Annotated in this window: 16 protein-coding genes; 7 read left to right on the top strand and 9 right to left on the bottom strand. The window is 52.6% G+C overall.

The features are described 5' to 3' along the window. Positions 1-85 precede the first annotated feature (85 nt). Together mobB and mobA are read right to left on the bottom strand one after the other, a co-directional pair. The gene (mobB, locus tag ACOTYN_RS22680) at positions 86-589 is read right to left on the bottom strand and encodes a molybdopterin-guanine dinucleotide biosynthesis protein MobB (protein WP_332959150.1); all 504 of its coding nucleotides are present in this window, start codon (positions 587-589) and stop codon (positions 86-88) included. Further along, complete coding sequence (gene mobA / locus ACOTYN_RS22675) at positions 586-1170, bottom strand: molybdenum cofactor guanylyltransferase MobA (protein WP_032635205.1); 585 nt, start codon at positions 1168-1170, stop codon at positions 586-588. The genes mobB and mobA overlap by 4 nt, the downstream gene beginning before the upstream one ends. A gap of 68 nt (positions 1171-1238) precedes the next feature. Here mobA and ACOTYN_RS22670 point away from each other — a divergent pair, with 68 nt between their 5' ends. From ACOTYN_RS22670 to dsbA, 3 genes are all read left to right on the top strand, one after another. Next, the gene (locus ACOTYN_RS22670) at positions 1239-1508 is read left to right on the top strand and encodes a YihD family protein (RefSeq protein ID WP_003861904.1); all 270 of its coding nucleotides are present in this window, start codon (positions 1239-1241) and stop codon (positions 1506-1508) included. Between the two features lie 75 nt (positions 1509-1583). Further along, the gene (locus ACOTYN_RS22665; RefSeq protein WP_047343901.1) at positions 1584-2570 is read left to right on the top strand and encodes a serine/threonine protein kinase; all 987 of its coding nucleotides are present in this window, start codon (positions 1584-1586) and stop codon (positions 2568-2570) included. 27 nt (positions 2571-2597) lie between these two features. Then, positions 2598-3221, top strand: a complete 624-nt coding sequence (dsbA, locus tag ACOTYN_RS22660) for a thiol:disulfide interchange protein DsbA (protein WP_014885768.1) — start codon at positions 2598-2600, stop codon at positions 3219-3221. A 23-nt stretch (positions 3222-3244) separates the two neighbouring features. Here the strand turns inward: dsbA and ACOTYN_RS22655 are convergent, their stop codons facing one another. Beyond that, positions 3245-4153: an acyltransferase gene (locus ACOTYN_RS22655; RefSeq protein ID WP_071922768.1), complete on the bottom strand. Its 909-nt coding sequence runs from the start codon at positions 4151-4153 to the stop codon at positions 3245-3247. Between the two features lie 440 nt (positions 4154-4593). Between ACOTYN_RS22655 and polA the strand changes: the two genes are divergently transcribed. Further along, positions 4594-7386 (top strand): DNA polymerase I, encoded by a 2793-nt coding sequence (gene polA, locus ACOTYN_RS22650; RefSeq protein WP_332959144.1) that lies wholly within the window; start codon positions 4594-4596, stop codon positions 7384-7386. Between the two features lie 312 nt (positions 7387-7698). On the opposite strand, the gene yihA is transcribed toward polA, so the two are convergent. Continuing rightward, a complete protein-coding gene (yihA, locus tag ACOTYN_RS22645) occupies positions 7699-8328 on the bottom strand; it encodes a ribosome biogenesis GTP-binding protein YihA/YsxC (protein WP_014885764.1) in 630 nt (209 codons plus the stop codon). A gap of 577 nt (positions 8329-8905) precedes the next feature. Between yihA and yihI the strand changes: the two genes are divergently transcribed. Together yihI and hemN are read left to right on the top strand one after the other, a co-directional pair. Then, positions 8906-9421, top strand: coding sequence for a Der GTPase-activating protein YihI (gene yihI / locus ACOTYN_RS22640; protein ID WP_071922760.1), 516 nt, complete (start codon positions 8906-8908; stop codon positions 9419-9421). A gap of 188 nt (positions 9422-9609) precedes the next feature. Then, positions 9610-10983 (top strand): oxygen-independent coproporphyrinogen III oxidase, encoded by a 1374-nt coding sequence (hemN, locus tag ACOTYN_RS22635; protein ID WP_071922762.1) that lies wholly within the window; start codon positions 9610-9612, stop codon positions 10981-10983. A 65-nt stretch (positions 10984-11048) separates the two neighbouring features. Here hemN and ACOTYN_RS22630 read toward each other — a convergent pair whose 3' ends face one another. From ACOTYN_RS22630 to glnA, 4 genes are all read right to left on the bottom strand, one after another. Beyond that, entirely contained in the window at positions 11049-11159 is a 111-nt protein-coding gene (locus ACOTYN_RS22630) for a YshB family small membrane protein (protein WP_023331639.1), read from the bottom strand. Positions 11160-11269: 110 nt separating this feature from the next. Continuing rightward, a complete protein-coding gene (glnG, locus tag ACOTYN_RS22625) occupies positions 11270-12682 on the bottom strand; it encodes a nitrogen regulation protein NR(I) (protein WP_014885761.1) in 1413 nt (470 codons plus the stop codon). Positions 12683-12693: 11 nt separating this feature from the next. Beyond that, on the bottom strand, positions 12694-13743 hold the full coding sequence (gene glnL / locus ACOTYN_RS22620; RefSeq protein WP_063862313.1) for a nitrogen regulation protein NR(II): 1050 nt from the start codon (positions 13741-13743) through the stop codon (positions 12694-12696). A gap of 169 nt (positions 13744-13912) precedes the next feature. Continuing rightward, positions 13913-15322, bottom strand: coding sequence for a glutamate--ammonia ligase (gene glnA / locus ACOTYN_RS22615; RefSeq protein WP_008501856.1), 1410 nt, complete (start codon positions 15320-15322; stop codon positions 13913-13915). A gap of 378 nt (positions 15323-15700) precedes the next feature. Between glnA and typA the strand changes: the two genes are divergently transcribed. Next, positions 15701-17524, top strand: coding sequence for a ribosome-dependent GTPase TypA (gene typA, locus ACOTYN_RS22610; RefSeq protein ID WP_023331638.1), 1824 nt, complete (start codon positions 15701-15703; stop codon positions 17522-17524). A 50-nt stretch (positions 17525-17574) separates the two neighbouring features. Here typA and ompL read toward each other — a convergent pair whose 3' ends face one another. Next, positions 17575-18261: a porin OmpL gene (gene ompL, locus ACOTYN_RS22605; protein WP_071922764.1), complete on the bottom strand. Its 687-nt coding sequence runs from the start codon at positions 18259-18261 to the stop codon at positions 17575-17577. Between the last annotated feature and the right edge of the window lie 20 nt (positions 18262-18281).

The following is an 18281-nucleotide window of genomic DNA, read 5'->3' as shown; positions in this document are numbered from 1 at the left end:
CTGCCAGGCATCAAATAGAAGAACCCCGTACCGTAAGGTGCGGGGTTTTTTGCTTTGGGCTTTCCTCTCCCGCAGGAAGAGGGCATCAAACCGCACTCCACGTCACAATAAACTCCGCTATCCCATCCACATCATTTAAATCCAACAGCGAAACCTCAAGCGGCAATACAACATCGCTGGCCACCGCAATCACATGCTCATCAAGCGTTAACTCGCTAACATCATGCCCGGCATCGCTTCGGAACAGCAGGATCTTAGGTACAGCCTCATGCTTAAACCCCTCGACCAGCACCAGATCCAGGCTGGAATGATCCATCCGGCTGGCCAGATAAGCCAGATCCAGCGGTGCCTCATCTGGCGTTTCTGTCATTAATGCCCAGCGCTGATTGCTTGCCACGATTGTCTGCGCGGCACCCGCTTTACGCAGCTCATAGCTGTCTTTTCCCGGTTTATCGACATCCATGTTATGGTGCGTATGCTTAATCAATCCGGGGCGAATACCTTTCGCACACAGTGCGGGTATTAGTTTCTTCAGCAGCGTGGTTTTCCCTGTGCCGCTCCATGCGGAAATAGCTAAAACGGGGATCATCTCTTCTCCTGCATCCTCTGCAAATCTTCACTCGTATTCACGTTCACAAAAGCCGATTTGAAATCGCTAAAATCAACAGGATGGCCGCCAGACTGGCGCATAAACACCATCACTCTGCGTTCTCCCGCCGCCAGATACGCCTCCAGAGAAGACACTAGCGAGCGGTGCATTAAGGCAATAGCAGGATGGTCGCGCTCGCCGTCATGTACCCAAACCACGGATGCTGTGCCACGAAGCTGAACCAGACGCTCAGCGAGACAGGATGGAATAAACGGGGTATCGCAGGGACAGAACAGAAACCACTCACCGTTCGACTGCTGCATCACTGAGAGCATACCGGCCAGCGGCCCCGGGTAATCCTCAATATTATCCTGATACACGGCATACCCGCTGTGCTGATACGTGTCGATATGCCTGTTAGCGCTGATGGCCAGGGTTGTCACCTGGCCGGCGAGCGTATCAGCGACACATTGCCATAAGGGTTTGCCATTCAGGAGCTGGAGCCCCTTATCTTTCCCTCCCATCCGCGTTGCTCTGCCACCTGCCAGAACGACCCCAATGATTTCCTGGCTAAGATTCACGAATATCGCCTCTTTTATTGTGGGATTGACCCTGCTAACGTGTCACTCTAAATGAAAGGAGCACCACCATGAAATGTAAACGTCTGAATGAAGTTATTGAACTCCTCCAGCCAGCCTGGCAAAAAGAGCCAGAGCTTAATCTGATGCAATTCTTGCAGAAACTGGCAAAAGAGTCAGGTTTTGACGGCGAACTGGCAGACCTTTCTGACGACATCCTGATCTACCACCTCAAAATGCGCGATTCTGCCAAAGATGCTGTTATTCCTGGTATTCAGAAGGATTATGAGGAAGATTTTAAAACGGCGCTGCTGCGCGCCCGTGGCGTAATTAAAGAGTAAAAGCTTGTAAGCGGAGCCACCGAAATCGCCACAAGATGATATCCTGAATCATTCGTATAATTTCCGGATGATCGGATGAACGACCAGGCTTTTACTTTCCAGACATTACACCCGGATACCATTATGGATGCCCTGTTTGAACAGGGCATTCGTGTGGATTCGGGGTTAACGCCTTTAAATAGCTACGAAAACCGTGTCTATCAATTCCAGGATGAGGATCGTCAGCGCTTTGTCGTGAAGTTCTATCGGCCTGAACGTTGGACCGCAGAACAAATTCAGGAAGAGCATCAGTTTGCTCACGATCTGCTGGATGACGATGTCCCGGTTGCCGCACCGATAAAATTCAACAACCAAACGCTGCTGACGCATGAAGGCTTTTATTACGCTGTATTCCCAAGCCTGGGTGGCCGCCAGTTTGAAGCGGATAATATCGATCAAATGGAGTGGGTTGCCCGCTATCTGGGTCGCATTCACCAGACGGGAAGAAAAACGGTATTCACAGCCCGACCGACGATCGGTATTCAGGAATATCTTATCGAGCCGCGCCAGGTATTCGAAACCTCTGCACTGATCCCCACTGGGCTAAAGGCTGATTTCCTCAGCGCCACCGATAAACTTATTGCTGCGGTAAAAACCTGCTGGCGCGATGATATTTCCGTCCTGCGCCTGCACGGCGATTGTCACGCCGGAAATATACTCTGGCGCGATGGCCCGCTGTTTGTCGATCTTGATGATGCGCGTATGGGGCCCGCGGTTCAGGACCTGTGGATGCTGATGAATGGCGACAAAGCCGAGCAACGCATGCAGCTTGAAACCATTATTGAAGCCTATGAAGAATTTAGCCCGTTTAATTCAGACGAAATTGCCCTGATTGAACCTTTACGTGCGATGCGTTTTGTATATTATCTCGCGTGGTTAATCAGGCGTTGGGACGATCCCGCATTTCCCCGTAATTTCCCGTGGCTTACCGGGGAAGATTACTGGCGCAGCCAGATATCTACATTCACTGAGCAGGTTAAGGTTCTTCAGGAACCCCCGCTGCAATTAACGCCGATGTATTAATAGGACACACCCAGGAGAGAGTTAATCATGAAAAAAATTTGGCTGGCGCTGGCAGGTATGATTCTGGCATTTAGCGCTTCTGCTGCACAATTTACCGACGGCAAACAGTACACTACGCTGGAGAAGCCGGTTGCTGGCGAGCCACAGGTTCTCGAGTTCTTCTCGTTCTACTGCCCGCACTGCTACCAGTTCGAAGAAGTGCTGCATGTTTCTGACAACGTGAAGAAAAAACTGCCGGAAGGCACCAAAATGACCAAGTACCACGTTGAGTTCCTGGGCCCATTAGGTAAAGACCTGACTCAGGCGTGGGCGGTTGCGATGGCACTGGGCGTGGAAGATAAGATCACCGCCCCAATGTTTGAAGCCGTGCAGAAAACCCAGACCGTTCAGACCACAGCGGATATCCGTAAAGTGTTCGTTGATGCCGGTGTGAAAGGGGAAGAGTATGACGCCGCGTGGAATAGCTTTGTGGTGAAATCTCTGGTTGCTCAGCAGGAAAAAGCGGCGTCTGACCTGCAGCTTCAGGGCGTTCCGGCGATGTTCGTTAACGGTAAATATCAGCTGAACATGCAGGGCATGGACACCAGCAGCATGGATATTTTCGTTCAGCAGTATGCTGACACCGTGAAATACCTGGTTGAGAAAAAGTAAGTTCTTAGAGATGAAAACGCCGGTCACTGACCGGCGTTTTTGTATGAAGATTTAATGGTGTCTATCTGCTCGTCTTTTTCTTTCCAGAGTGTATTAAGCCACTGCTGGAAACGACGTTTGAAATTTTTATCGTTAACGTAGTCGCCATGCAGTTCGGCATCGACGGGAACTAAATTCACCCGCACAACAATGTGTGTCAGCTTGCCGCTGAGCATATCGAAGAACGGGGTGTTATCGTTCTTCGGGTAGCAGAGCGTGACGTTGAGTAACTTATCGAACTGAGCACCCAGTACATTAAGCGCCATCGCAATGCCCGCCGCCTTTGGCGGCAGCAGGTTTTGATACGGGGAGCGTGTTTGCTGACGTTTCTCTTCCGTAAACCGGGAGCCTTCCACAAAGTTCACAATGGTTGTTGGATGCGCGCGAAACTTTTCGCAGGAACGGCGGGTGGTCTCTACATCCTTACCACGACGCTCCGGATGACGAAGCAAATAGCTGCGCGAATAGCGTTTCATAAACGGCATATCGAGCGCCCAGCAGGCCAGCCCAATAAAAGGTACCCAGGCAAGTTGTTGCTTGAGGAAGTATTTATTCATCGGGATGTGTTTGCGGAAAAGCACGCATAACACCACGATGTCGGCCCAGCTGTGATGATTACAAATCAGCAGATACCAGTTCTTTTTATTGAGGTTATCCAGTCCTTCGACATCCCACTTCAGATGCGGGTTCAGACACAACAGGATCGCCAGCCCTTCACACCAACAGTACATCATGAAGTTACAAAACGCTGACACGGCTCGCCACACCGAGGGCACAGGCAGCAGCAGTTTAATGATCCCGGCGATGATGATCGGCACGGAACAGGCGATCGTCACCAGAATAGTTAAAATGATGCTTAACAGTAAGGTTATTGCAGCGAGCAATCTCGACATGATGAGTTTTTTCAGGTGGTTAGCGGTAAGAGCGCGGCCGACACGTCGGCGCTGGGCGCTGATTTTACCAGAAAAACGACAAAGTATTGGCGCTTTCACGCCGTCATTTGACCGCTTTTACCCTGACGCAGAAGATTTCTCTAATATTGCGCACTAATCAGGACTTATATCCACATAGACTAAATTGCCATCAGTAAGCTGTTTTTATGTGATGTGCTTAATTAACTATATGATATCTAATGATTTATTATCAGTCTTGATCTGCAATGGCTGTCTACTTTTCATTTGAAGTGAAAATATTCACAAACTTATCCACAGTTTGATTTTTGCGAACGATCCTCACGATCGCAAAATCTTTTTCTGTATCGGGACTGAATAACTGATGTTTTCATCCTTATGTGGCATCCTTTACGCATAAATTGATTAAAGGCACGGACATTATGGTTCAGATCCCAGAAAACCCACTTATTCTCGTCGATGGCTCATCTTACCTGTATCGGGCATACCATGCGTTTCCTCCTCTGACCAATAGCGCAGGGGAACCTACCGGCGCAATGTACGGCGTGCTGAATATGCTGCGCAGCCTGATCCTTCAGTATCAGCCAACCCATGCGGCAGTCGTTTTTGATGCGAAAGGCAAAACCTTCCGCGATGAGTTGTTCGAGCATTACAAATCCCACCGTCCGCCTATGCCTGACGATCTACGTGCGCAAATTGAGCCGCTGCACGCCATGGTGAAAGCGATGGGCCTGCCGCTGCTGGCTGTCTCTGGCGTGGAAGCCGACGACGTCATCGGTACGCTGGCGCGAGAAGCAGAAAAAATGGGTCGTCCGGTACTGATCAGCACCGGTGATAAAGATATGGCACAGTTGGTGACGCCAGGCATCACCCTGATTAACACTATGACCAATACCATTCTGGGGCCAGAAGAGGTGGTCACTAAGTATGGTGTGCCGCCGGAACTGATTATCGACTTCCTTGCCTTGATGGGCGACTCCTCGGATAACATTCCTGGTGTGCCCGGCGTCGGTGAAAAAACCGCGCAGGCGTTGCTTCAGGGTCTGGGTGGGTTGGATACGCTTTACGCCGAATCAGACAAAATTGCAGGCCTCTCCTTCCGTGGCGCAAAAACCATGGCCGGCAAACTGGAAGAGAACAAAGAGGTGGCTTATCTCTCTTATAAGCTGGCAACAATTAAAACCGATGTCGAACTGGAACTGGGCTGTGAGCAGCTGGAAGTGCAACAGCCTTCTGCTGACGAATTGCTGAACCTGTTTAAGAAATACGAATTCAAGCGCTGGACCACTGACGTGGAAGCGGGTAAATGGCTGCAGGCGAAAGGGGCCAAACCTGCTGCAAAGCCAAAAGAGACGATTGTCGTTGATGCCGAAGAGCAGGCAGAAGAAGAAGCCACAATCCTCTCCTTCGATAACTACGAAACCATTCTTGAAGAGTCGCAGCTGATCGCCTGGATCGAGAAACTGAAAAAGGCACCGGTGTTTGCCTTTGATACCGAAACTGACAGCCTCGATAATATCTCTGCCAACATGGTGGGTCTGTCCTTTGCAACAGAGCCGGGGATGGCAGCCTATGTGCCTGTGGCGCACGATTATCTGGATGCACCAGAGCAGATCTCTCGCGAACGCGTGCTTGAGCTGCTGAAGCCGATTCTGGAAGACGAAAAGGCGCTGAAGGTCGGGCAAAACCTCAAGTATGACCGCGGTATTCTGCAAAACTACGGCATTGAACTGCGCGGGATTGCCTTCGACACCATGCTCGAATCCTATATTCTGGACAGCGTCGCGGGTCGTCATGATATGGATTCCTTATCTGACCGCTGGCTCAAGCACAAAACCATCACCTTTGAAGAGATTGCCGGTAAAGGAAAAAATCAGCTCACCTTTAACCAGATAGCTCTCGAAGAAGCAGGGCGCTACGCGGCGGAAGATGCCGACGTTACGCTGCAGCTGCATCTGAAAATGTGGCCGAAACTGCAGAAGCATGAAGGTCCGCTCAACGTGTTCCAGCATATCGAAATGCCGCTGGTTCCCGTGTTGTCGCGTATTGAACGCAACGGCGTAAAAATCGACCCTACGGTGCTGCATAACCACTCCGGAGAGTTGGCACAGCGTCTGACCGAGCTTGAGCAGAAAGCCCATGAGCTTGCAGGCGAGCCGTTTAACCTCTCTTCACCGAAACAGTTGCAAACCATCCTGTTTGAAAAACAGGGCATCAAGCCGCTGAAGAAAACCCCTGGCGGTGCGCCATCCACCTCTGAAGAGGTGCTGGAAGAACTGGCACTGGATTACCCGCTGCCAAAAGTGATCCTGCAGTACCGTGGTCTCGCGAAGCTGAAGTCTACTTATACCGACAAGCTCCCGCTGATGATCAACCCGAAAACGGGCCGGGTGCATACGTCATATCATCAGGCGGTTGCGGCAACCGGTCGACTCTCGTCAACCGATCCAAACCTGCAGAACATCCCGGTGCGTAATGAAGAGGGGCGTCGCATTCGCCAGGCCTTTATTGCACCTGATGACTACCTGATTGTCTCGGCTGACTACTCGCAAATTGAGTTGCGCATTATGGCGCACCTGTCCCGTGACAAAGGCCTGCTGGCGGCATTTGCGGAAGGGAAAGATATTCACCGGGCGACCGCAGCGGAAGTGTTCGGTTTGCCGCTGGACAGCGTGACAAACGAGCAGCGCCGCAGCGCAAAAGCGATCAACTTCGGTCTGATCTACGGTATGAGCGCTTTCGGCCTTTCACGCCAGCTCAACATCCCGCGTAAAGAGTCGCAGAAGTATATGGATCTCTACTTCGAACGTTACCCGGGCGTGCTGGAGTACATGGAACGCACTCGCGCTCAGGCGAAAGAGAAAGGTTTCGTTGAAACCCTGGATGGCCGCCGTCTTTATCTTCCGGACATCAAATCCAGCAACGCGGCGCGCCGCGCTGGCGCAGAACGTGCCGCGATCAACGCCCCAATGCAGGGAACTGCAGCAGACATCATCAAGCGTGCAATGATTGCCGTGGATGCCTGGCTGGAGAAAGAGAAGCCGCGCGTGAAAATGATCATGCAGGTACACGATGAACTGGTGTTTGAAGTGCATAAAGACGATCTCGACACCGTGTCGAAAAAGATCCACGAACTGATGGAAAGCAGCATGACGCTTGACGTGCCGTTGCTGGTGGAAGTGGGGAGTGGTGAAAACTGGGATCAGGCTCACTAACGGTTCTGTGAATAACGCGCTTTTTATGTAAGTTAGCAACATAACCACGTGCGTTTTGTGACGATCATTAGAATTCCCTATGTAAAGAATGAAAAAAAACTACAAAAAGTGCTTTTTCTGCAGCAAAAAAAGGGGTAGAGTTATCGACGTAGGGTACAGAGGTAAGATGTTCTATCTTTCAGACCTTTTACTTCACGTAATCGGATTTGGCTGAATATTTTAGCCGCCCCAGTCAGTAATGACTGGGGCGTTTTTTATTGTGGCAAAGAAAAGTTCAGGTAAAAAAAAGCGCGGGCATTGCCGCGCTCAGTATTACTCTTCTTCCGCTTCTGTCGCGGGTTCCAGCTCGTTAAACCAGCTATCAAGTTTCTGGCGCAGCTTGTCTACACCCTGTTTTTTCAGCGAAGAGAAAGGCTCCACCTGAACATCGCCATTGAAGGCCAGTACCGCTTCGCGAACCATATTCACCTGCGCTTTACGCGCACCGCTTGCCAGCTTATCGGCTTTTGTCAGCAGCACCAGCACGGCAATATCGCTTGCGACGGCCCAGTCGATCATCTGCTGATCGAGATCTTTCAGCGGATGGCGAATGTCCATCAGCACCACCAGACCTTTCAGGCACATGCGTTTTTCCAGGTATTCGCCCAGCGCACGTTGCCATTTGATCTTCATCTCTTCAGGCACCTGCGCATAACCATATCCCGGCAAGTCGACCAGGCGTTTGCCTTCAGCCACTTCAAAGAGGTTGATCAGCTGGGTACGGCCAGGCGTTTTTGAGGTGCGCGCCAGGTTCTTCTGATTGGTCAGCGTATTCAGGGCGCTGGATTTCCCCGCATTGGAGCGGCCAGCAAAAGCCACTTCAATACCGGTATCAGATGGCAGGTGGCGAATATCGGGCGCACTGGTGACAAAATGCGTCTGTTGGTAGTTCCAGGTAGTCACGTGGTCGTCTCCAAAATCGTAATCTGGGGGGGATTATACCCGAATGCCAACAAAAGGCTTTTCTCATTACACAGAGCTTGCAGGGGAAAGCCCGCACTTGTGTGAGAGATCGGCTCATCATGCTATGGGAGATTTAAGAGAATTCGCAGGTGTCAAAAAAGTCAAACTGTTTTAAATCATAAGCTTATTTCCGGGTAATTGTCTGAAAATCTCTTTTTGCACCGTTTCGTTGCTTGTTAGTTTAAGCGAACAAGGTAAAGTATGCGTCAGGGCGAGGAAGCCAACAGGAATTCGACTTAAGGATTAGGGTCAGGAGCGCCAGGAGGCGAAGACGCAGGACAGTCAGGACGACCGGCGCCTGGAGGCGTTTTAAAAGGAAAGGGAACCGTACACGGACGGTATCAGCCAAGGGATAAACAGGGTTTGTTGTTGGTAAACATGGAATGTCTGACCCGCTAAGGGTTGTGAGTCAGGAAAAAAGGCGACAGATTGCTCTGTCGCCTTTTTTCTTTGCTTGCTTTCTGCTAGATTTCGCCGCAATTCTATACTGAAGAAAACGACTTAAAGACAAAACATCATGAAAAAACCAACCTCCGCAGCGGGTGCTAAACGCCCTGCGAAAGCACGCCGCAAAACGCGCGAAGAACTGAACCAGGAAGCGCGCGATCGCAAACGCGATAAAAAACATCGTGGCCATGCTGCGGGAAGCCGTGCGAACGGCGGTGGTGCAGCGGGCGCTTCTGCAAAAGGCAAACAGCAGAAAGATCCTCGTATCGGCAGTAAAACTCCCATTCCACTGGGCGTGACAGACACCCCGGTCACTAAGCAGCACAAACCAAAGAGCGAGAAACCTATGCTTTCACCGCAGGCTGAGCTGGATTTGCTGGAGAACGATGAGCGCCTGGACGCGCTGCTGGAACGTCTTGAAGAGGGTGAAACCCTGACCGCTGAAGAGCAATCATGGGTGGATGCCAAACTGGACCGCATTGATGAGCTGATGCAGAAGCTGGGCCTGTCTTATGACGACGAAGACGACGACGAAGAAGATGAAAAGCAGGAAGATATGATGCGTCTTCTGAAGGGTGGAAACTAACATTTGCACCCGGCAGGTACGATAGTCCTGCTTATAACCCTTCCGGTTATATGTTATCTGGTGTGGTTATTCGTTAAACTACGGCGGTTGTCGCGGCGACAGAAGTGGCTGCGCACCCGAATGATGGCCCGCAACAGGGCCAGAACGGGCCGCCGTATACGAACGCGACACCAACGGAAGGAGTGAGCATGTCAGCACCAACTATCGACTGGGATTTGGCCCTAATCCAGAAATATAACTATTCCGGGCCGCGTTATACGTCATACCCCACTGCGCTGGAGTTCTCCGATGCCTTCGGCGAGGCGGATTTTCAGCAGGCTGTTGCGCGCTATCCTGAGCGCCCGCTGTCGCTCTACGTCCATATTCCGTTCTGCCACAAGCTCTGCTACTTCTGCGGCTGCAATAAAATCGTTACCCGTCAGCAGCATAAAGCCGATCAGTATCTCGATGCGCTCGAACAGGAAATTCTTCACCGCGCACCGCTGTTTAAAGGGCGTCACGTCAGCCAGCTTCATTGGGGCGGCGGCACGCCAACCTACCTGAATAAAGCGCAAATCACGCGTTTGATGACGCTTTTACGCAGCCACTTTAATTTTAACGACGATGCTGAAATCTCGATCGAGGTTGACCCGCGTGAAATTGAGCTGGATGTCCTGGATCACTTACGCACGGAAGGCTTCAATCGTATGAGCATGGGCGTGCAGGATTTCAACAAAGAGGTCCAGCGTCTGGTGAACCGCGAGCAGGACGAAGAGTTTATCTTTGCCTTGCTCAATCATGCGCGTGAAATCGGCTTTACGTCGACCAATATTGACCTGATTTACGGCCTGCCAAAACAGACGCCAGAGAGCTTCGCCTTCACGCTGAAGCGTGTGGCCGAGCTTAACCCGGACCGCCTGAGCGTCTTTAACTATGCGCACCTGCCGACGTTGTTTGCCGCCCAGCGTAAAATCAAAGATGCGGATCTCCCTTCTGCTCAGCAGAAACTGGATATCCTGCAGGAAACCATTACTTCGCTGACCGAGACCGGCTATCAGTTTATCGGTATGGATCACTTTGCTCGTCCGGATGACGAACTGGCGATCGCCCAGCGAGAAGGGGTGCTGCACCGCAACTTCCAGGGATACACCACGCAGGGTGATACCGATCTGCTCGGTCTGGGCGTCTCCGCGATAAGCATGATGGGCGACTGCTACGCGCAGAACCAGAAAGAGCTGAAGCTGTATTATCAGCAGGTGGATGAAACCGGCAACGCCCTGTGGCGCGGCATTGCGTTAACCCGTGATGACTGTATCCGTCGCGATGTGATCAAGGCGCTTATCTGCAACTTCCGTCTCGAATTCAGCGATGTTGAGGCGCACTGGGATCTGCACTTCAGGGATTACTTCGCGGAAGATCTGAAGCTTCTGGCACCGCTGGCGAAAGATGGGCTGGTGGAGGTGTCGGAGAGTGCCGTTGAGGTCACGCCGAAGGGGCGTCTGTTGATTCGTAACATCTGTATGTGCTTTGACGCGTATCTGCGCCAGAAGGCGCGCATGCAGCAGTTCTCGCGGGTAATTTAAGTAGCAAAAGCACTAAATGTAGGCCGGGTAAGCGAAGCGCCACCCGGCTTTTTATCGCCAACTCGCTAGCTAAACAGCCCCACCAGCGCCGCACACAAAACAGCCGCAACGGCGGTTTGTGGCGTGTGGCTTTCAACGGCTCCGCTAGAGAGCATATTTACCAAAGTTTCCAGCATGATCGACACCCTCAATTTCCGGGCACGATCATACAAAACTCATCAGAACAGTAAAGCGCAAAATAACGGCAATTTGCGCTCAATTAATAACCTTTACACTTCGGGTAAGATTACTCCATTCCCAGCTCTTTAAGCTTGCGCGTCAGGGTATTACGCCCCCATCCCAACAGGCGGGCGGCTTCCTGCTTATGGCCTTGCGTATGACGAAGCGCGGTGGTCAACAACGTACGTTCCATCTCTGGCTGGGCTTCAGACAACAAGTTTTGATGACCGGAACGCAGCGCGCGGTCGGCCCATTGTGCCAGCAGCGTCGCCCAGCTGTCCGGCAACGCGTGACCGGTACTGCTCTCAGGCGCGGTCGCTTCAAACAGTTCGGCCGGTAAATCCTGAATCAACACTTCCTGCCCGGCAGCCATCACGGTTAACCAGCGACAGGTATTCTCCAGCTGACGCACGTTGCCAGGCCACGCCAGACGCGTCAGGGCGGCATCGGTTTCCGGGTGAAGCTGCTTGGCTTCCACCCCCAGCTCGCGGGCGGCCACCTGCAGGAAATGTCGCGCCAGGCGGGGAATATCTTCCCGGCGCTCACGCAGCGGCGGCAGATGAACGCGAATCACGTTCAGGCGATGGAATAAATCCTCACGGAATTTGCCTTCCTGTACGCGTTGCTCCAGGTTCTGGTGCGTCGCGGCGATAATGCGCACGTCCACCTTCACCGGCGCGTAGCCGCCCACGCGATAAAACTGCCCGTCGGCCAGCACGCGCAACAGGCGGGTCTGAACATCCAGCGGCATATCGCCGATCTCGTCCAGGAAAAGCGTCCCGCCATCAGCCTGTTCGAAGCGCCCCTGGCGAATGGTATTCGCGCCGGTAAACGCCCCCTTCTCGTGGCCGAACAGCTCGGACTCAATCAAATCTTTTGGGATCGCGGCCATATTCAGGGCGATAAACGGCGCTTTTGCTCGCGGGCTGTGGCGATGCAAGGCATGCGCCACAAGCTCTTTACCGGTTCCCGACTCACCGTTGATCAGCACGCTGATGGATGAACGCGACAGACGGCCAATAATGCGAAACACATCCTGCATCGCTGGCGCTTCGCCGATGATGTCGGTGGTAGGCCCAAAATCGGGCGCGTGGCGCGGCTGTTGCTGCTCCTGGTAATGGCTAATCGCACGCTCAACCAGTGCCACCGCCTCATCGATATCAAACGGTTTGGGCAGATAATCGAACGCCCCTTGCTGATAGGCACTCACAGCGGCATCCAGATCGGAGTGTGCCGTCATTATGATGACCGGAAGCATAGGGTGGCGTTGTTTAATCTGCTTTAAAAGCGCCAGCCCGTCCATGCCCGGCATGCGAATATCCGAAAGCAGAACGTCTGGCGTTTTGGTGGTGAGTGCATCGAGCACGTCGCTGCCGCTCTCAAACGTCGTGCAGCTTAATCCTGCCCCTGTGAGCGCGCGTTCAAGCACCCAACGGATGGAGCTATCGTCATCGACTACCCAGACTATCCCTCGTTGCATAAACGTCACCTTTATTTTTTAATCGGCAGGAAAACCGAAAACTCGGTATGTCCCGGCCAACTGGTAAATTCAATTTTTCCGGAGTGCTGATCGATCAAGCTGCGGGCGATAGATAAGCCCAGGCCGGTCCCGCCTTCGCGACCGCTGACCATCGGATAAAACAGAGTGTCCTGAAGATGGGAGGGAATACCGGGCCCGTTATCCTCGACGTCGATGCGCGCCGCCAGCCGATAGCGCACGCCGTGTAAGGTGAGCTGGAAGGCGGTACGGGTACGTAAAATAATCTCGCCCCCTTCCGGTCCCAGCGCCTGCAGGGCATTGCGGACAATATTCAACAGGACCTGCTCAATTTGATCCGGGTCATGCGCCAGTTCCGGCAGGCTGGGGTCGTAATCACGCACCAGCGTGACGTTCTCCGGCAGTTCCATCGAGACGAGTTTCACGACGCGTTCAGCCACCTTATGAATGCTTTCCGTAACATGCATTCCCGGCTGTTGCGGCCCCAGAAGACGGTCAACCAGATTACGCAGACGGTCCGCCTGCTCAATGATGACGTTGGTGTACTCCGCCAGCGCAGGATCGGGTAACGCCTTGGTCAGAAGCTGCGCCGCACCGCGTAACCCACCCAGCGGGTTTTTGATTTCATGCGCCAGACCACGCACCAGGTCACGGGCGGCAATTTGCTGCGCATGCTGGAGCTGCTCCTGGCTCAGGCGACGCTGATTATCCATCGGCGCCATTTCAAGCAGGATCATCCCTTCTGGAAGTCGTTGCGCAGTCAGCGACAGAATATGCGAGCGCCCGTCGATCACCAGCGTCACTTCGTTATCGGTAAACCCCTGGCCGGCCTGCAAACTTTCGTGCATCAGGCCAATATTCAGCGAAAAATAGCTCAGGAGTTCCGGAAGCGGGGTACCAAACAGTTTCCGCGCGCTTTGGGCCAGCAGCTGCTGCGCCGCCGGGTTGGCGTAATGAACGGCCAGCTCGTCGTCGACCAGCAAGATACTGTTAATTAAAGAATTGAGGATCTGCCCAGCATCGGGCAGCGTGCCAGTTGCCATTCAGCAGTCTCCTGGAGTCGTTGCACTGTTTTAGTGCAGTATAGCTTTTTCGGCGTAAAAAGCGCGTGAGATCAGGTTGTTGGTGGAGAAAAAAGCCCATCCGGAGATGGGCTAAAAGTTTCCACGGCAACTACTCCCGGCGCTTGTCACGCCGGGTAAAACAACTTAATTAAACGCTGTAGTACAGCTCGAACTCAACCGGGTGTGGCGTCATGCGCACGCGGTCGTTCTCTTCGGTACGCAGGGCGATGTAAGCATCGATAGCGTCGTCAGTGAACACGCCGCCCGCCGTCAGGAACTCACGGTCTGCGTCCAGCGCCTGCAGGGCTTCTTCCAGAGAGCCAGCAACCTGTGGGATCTCTTTCGCTTCTTCTGGCGGCAGGTCGTACAGGTTTTTGTCCATCGCTTCGCCTGGGTGGATCTTGTTCTTGATACCGTCCAGACCGGCCATCAGCAGTGCTGCGAAGCACAGGTATGGGTTAGCCGCTGGGTCCGGGAAGCGAACTTCGATACGACGCGCTTTAGGAGACGCCACCACCGGGATACGGATAGAAGCAGAACGGTTACGCGCAGAGTAAGCCAGCATGACTGGTGCTTCGTAGCCCGGGACCAGACGCTTGTAGGAGTTCGTGGTTGGGTTCGCCAGGGCGTTGATCGCTTTAGCGTGTTTGATAACGCCGCCAATGTAGTACAGCGCCTGCTCAGACAGACCAGCATATTTGTCGCCAGAGAACAGGTTGGTGCCGTTCTTGGACAGAGACATGTGGCAGTGCATACCGGAACCGTTATCGCCAAACATCGGTTTTGGCATGAAGGTCGCGGTTTTACCGAAACGGTGCGCAACGTTATGCACAACGTATTTGTAGATCTGAATTTCGTCCGCTTTTTTGGTCATGGTGTTGAAGCGGGTAGCCACTTCGTTCTGACCCGCAGTCGCGACTTCGTGGTGGTGAGCTTCAACCACCAGGCCCATTTCTTCCATCACCAGACACATGGTGGAACGGATGTCCTGTGCAGAGTCGACCGGTGGAACCGGGAAGTAACCGCCTTTCACGCCTGGACGGTGACCTTTGTTACCACCTTCGTATTTGGTGGAGGAGTTCCATGCACCTTCGATGTCGTCGATTGCTACGTGGGAGCCAGAAATAGAGGCACCGAAACGGATGTCATCGAACAGGAAGAACTCTGGCTCTGGCCCGAACAGCACGGTGTCCGCGATGCCGGTAGAACGCAGGTACTCTTCAGCGCGTTTAGCGATAGAACGTGGGTCGCGGTCGTAGCCCTGCAGCGTGCCTGGCTCGAGGATGTCGCAACGGATGATCAGGGTTGGTTCTTCGAAGAACGGATCAATGACCGCGGTGGTCGCATCTGGCATCAGAACCATGTCGGATTCGTTAATGCCTTTCCAGCCACCAATGGAGGAGCCGTCAAACATTTTGCCTTCTTCAAAGAATTCGGCGTTCACCTGATGAGCAGGGATTGTGACGTGCTGTTCTTTACCTTTGGTATCAGTGAAGCGCAGATCAACAAACTTCACTTCATGTTCGTTCAGCATCGTCAAAACGTGTTCAGCGGACATACTTAACTCTCCAGATTGGTCATTGTCGTCGTGGTAACGAGGTCTTCAATTTCTGTTTGTACTGGCCGTGTGCCATGTATTTTTATAAAGCGAAATCTGTGCCAACTTTTAAAACACCCCAAAAAGGCGTTATCATGCGCACCATAGTGCAAAAGGGCTGCACCACAATGGATTTGTTGCACCAGTATAGTGCTTCAATGTGAACATTGAGCACCATATTGGTGCAATTTACGTTAAAGTGCCCTTTTACCGCTCCGTGAAAGCGATCACAAAGCATCTCTGCAATACTTGTTTGCGGGGGATGTTTGTGATCCTGTTTTGTAGTGCGATTAATCCGTGTACAATAACGCGCTATTTCTAAATGCCTGAGGCAAAGTTGTGATCGAAAATTTGCGTAACATCGCCATCATCGCGCACGTAGACCATGGTAAAACTACCCTGGTTGACAAGCTGCTGCAGCAATCCGGTACGTTTGATGCGCGTGCCGAAACCCAAGAACGCGTGATGGACTCCAACGATTTGGAGAAAGAGCGTGGGATTACCATCCTCGCGAAAAACACCGCGATTAAATGGAATGACTACCGTATCAACATCGTTGATACCCCAGGGCACGCCGACTTCGGTGGTGAAGTTGAACGTGTAATGTCCATGGTAGACTCCGTTCTGCTGGTCGTTGACGCAATGGATGGCCCAATGCCACAGACGCGCTTCGTGACCAAAAAAGCTTTCGCCCATGGTCTGAAGCCAATCGTTGTTATCAACAAAGTTGACCGTCCTGGCGCGCGTCCTGACTGGGTTGTTGACCAGGTCTTCGACCTGTTCGTTAACCTCGACGCGACCGACGAGCAGCTGGACTTCCCTATCGTTTACGCGTCTGCGCTGAACGGTATCGCTGGTCTGGACCATGAAGACATGGCTGAAGACATGACCCCGCTGTATCAGGCGATTGTTGACCGTGTTCCTGCGCCAAACGTTGACCTGGACGGCACCCTGCAGATGCAGATCTCCCAGCTCGACTACAACAACTATGTTGGCGTCATCGGCATTGGTCGTATCAAGCGCGGTAAAGTGAAGCCTAACCAGCAGGTCACTATTATCGATAGCGAAGGCAAAACCCGTAACGGTAAAGTCGGTAAAGTTCTGACTCACCTGGGTCTTGAGCGTATCGAGAGCGACATCGCGGAAGCGGGTGACATCATCGCGATCACCGGTCTGGGCGAGCTGAACATCTCCGACACCATCTGCGATCCGCAGAACGTCGAAGCGCTGCCTGCTCTGTCCGTTGATGAACCAACCGTATCCATGTTCTTCAACGTCAACACCTCTCCGTTCTGTGGTAAAGAAGGTAAATTCGTTACCTCTCGTCAGATCCTTGACCGCCTGAACAAAGAGCTGGTGCACAACGTTGCGCTGCGCGTTGAAGAAACTGAAGACGCTGATGCATTCCGCGTTTCGGGTCGTGGTGAGCTGCACCTGTCAGTCCTGATCGAAAACATGCGTCGTGAAGGTTTCGAGATGGCGGTTTCCCGTCCGAAAGTTATCTTCCGCGAAATCGACGGCCGTAAACAAGAGCCGTTTGAGAACGTAACGCTGGACGTTGAAGAGCAGCACCAGGGTTCTGTTATGCAGGCACTGGGCGAGCGTAAAGGCGACCTGAAAAACATGAATCCAGATGGCAAAGGCCGCGTACGTCTCGACTACGTGATCCCAAGCCGTGGCCTGATCGGCTTCCGTTCTGAGTTCATGACCATGACCTCCGGTACCGGTCTGCTGTACTCCACCTTCAGCCACTACGACGACGTGCGTCCGGGCGAAGTGGGCCAGCGTAACAACGGCGTGCTGATCTCCAACGGTCAGGGTAAAGCGGTTGCGTTCGCGCTGTTCGGTCTGCAGGATCGCGGTAAGCTGTTCCTGGGTCACGGTGCAGAAGTTTACGAAGGCCAGATCATCGGTATTCACAGTCGTTCTAACGACCTGACCGTAAACTGCCTGACCGGTAAGAAACTGACCAACATGCGTGCGTCCGGTACTGACGAAGCAACGGTTCTGGTTCCACCGATCAAGATGACTCTGGAGCAGGCTCTGGAATTCATCGATGATGACGAACTGGTCGAAGTGACTCCACAGTCAATTCGTATCCGTAAACGTCACCTGACCGAGAACGATCGTAAACGTGCTATGCGCGGTGCGAAAGAAGACTAATACGGTCAATCCGTAGTAAAAAAGCCGCTGAGAAATCAGCGGCTTTTTTGTTAGAACGAGTACCGTAACCCCAGGCGAATTCGGTACTGCTCGCGGTTGTAATCATTCCATCTGTCCAGCCACTGAAGTTCGAGGTACGGCAGCCAGTTTCTGTCGATCTTATAGCTGAATTTATTGGTGATTTCCCAGTGATGGTCTTTGCCATTTTTGCTGTGATAATCATTCACCCGCTGGAAAAAGTGCGGTTCAAACGTGTAGAAAAACGCATCCGTTACTTTGAAATTCCAGTAGTTGGCAAACTCGTGCGTGTCGTTCTTATCCATCTGACCGTTATAGTCCGGCGTATCGTAATTGTTATGGTTATAGCGATAGCGGAAGGTCAGGTTAAACCAGTCGATGAATTTATAGTTGGTGTCCAGATAGACGGCACCACCCGAACCGGCGCTGCTGTCATTAATCAATCCGCCGGGCTGGAAGGTGAGTTTGTCGGTGGGTTTAAAGAGCGGATACCATCCCTCTATTTCGTTATAGCTGTGCTTCAGCTCATCCCATTTCCCCACGTTACAGGCATTGGTGAACATCAGCCCTGCGCCCATATCAAAGTTATATCCCGCACGCAGGATCACCTCGTGCAGTTCAGAGGCCGTATTGTAAGCTTCGCGGGTTTCGACATAGGCCCCGGCAAATACCGGGCAGGACACAGACGACACGATCAGTACAGTGATGATTCTTTTCATAATTTGTCCATGTATCAGGT

The organism is Enterobacter cloacae complex sp. IR5458 (genome assembly GCF_049238025.1).
GTDB lineage: Bacteria > Pseudomonadota > Gammaproteobacteria > Enterobacterales > Enterobacteriaceae > Enterobacter > Enterobacter kobei.
The sequence above is the reverse complement of the archived record's forward strand: the minus strand, read 5'-3'. Positions and strand labels throughout refer to the sequence as shown.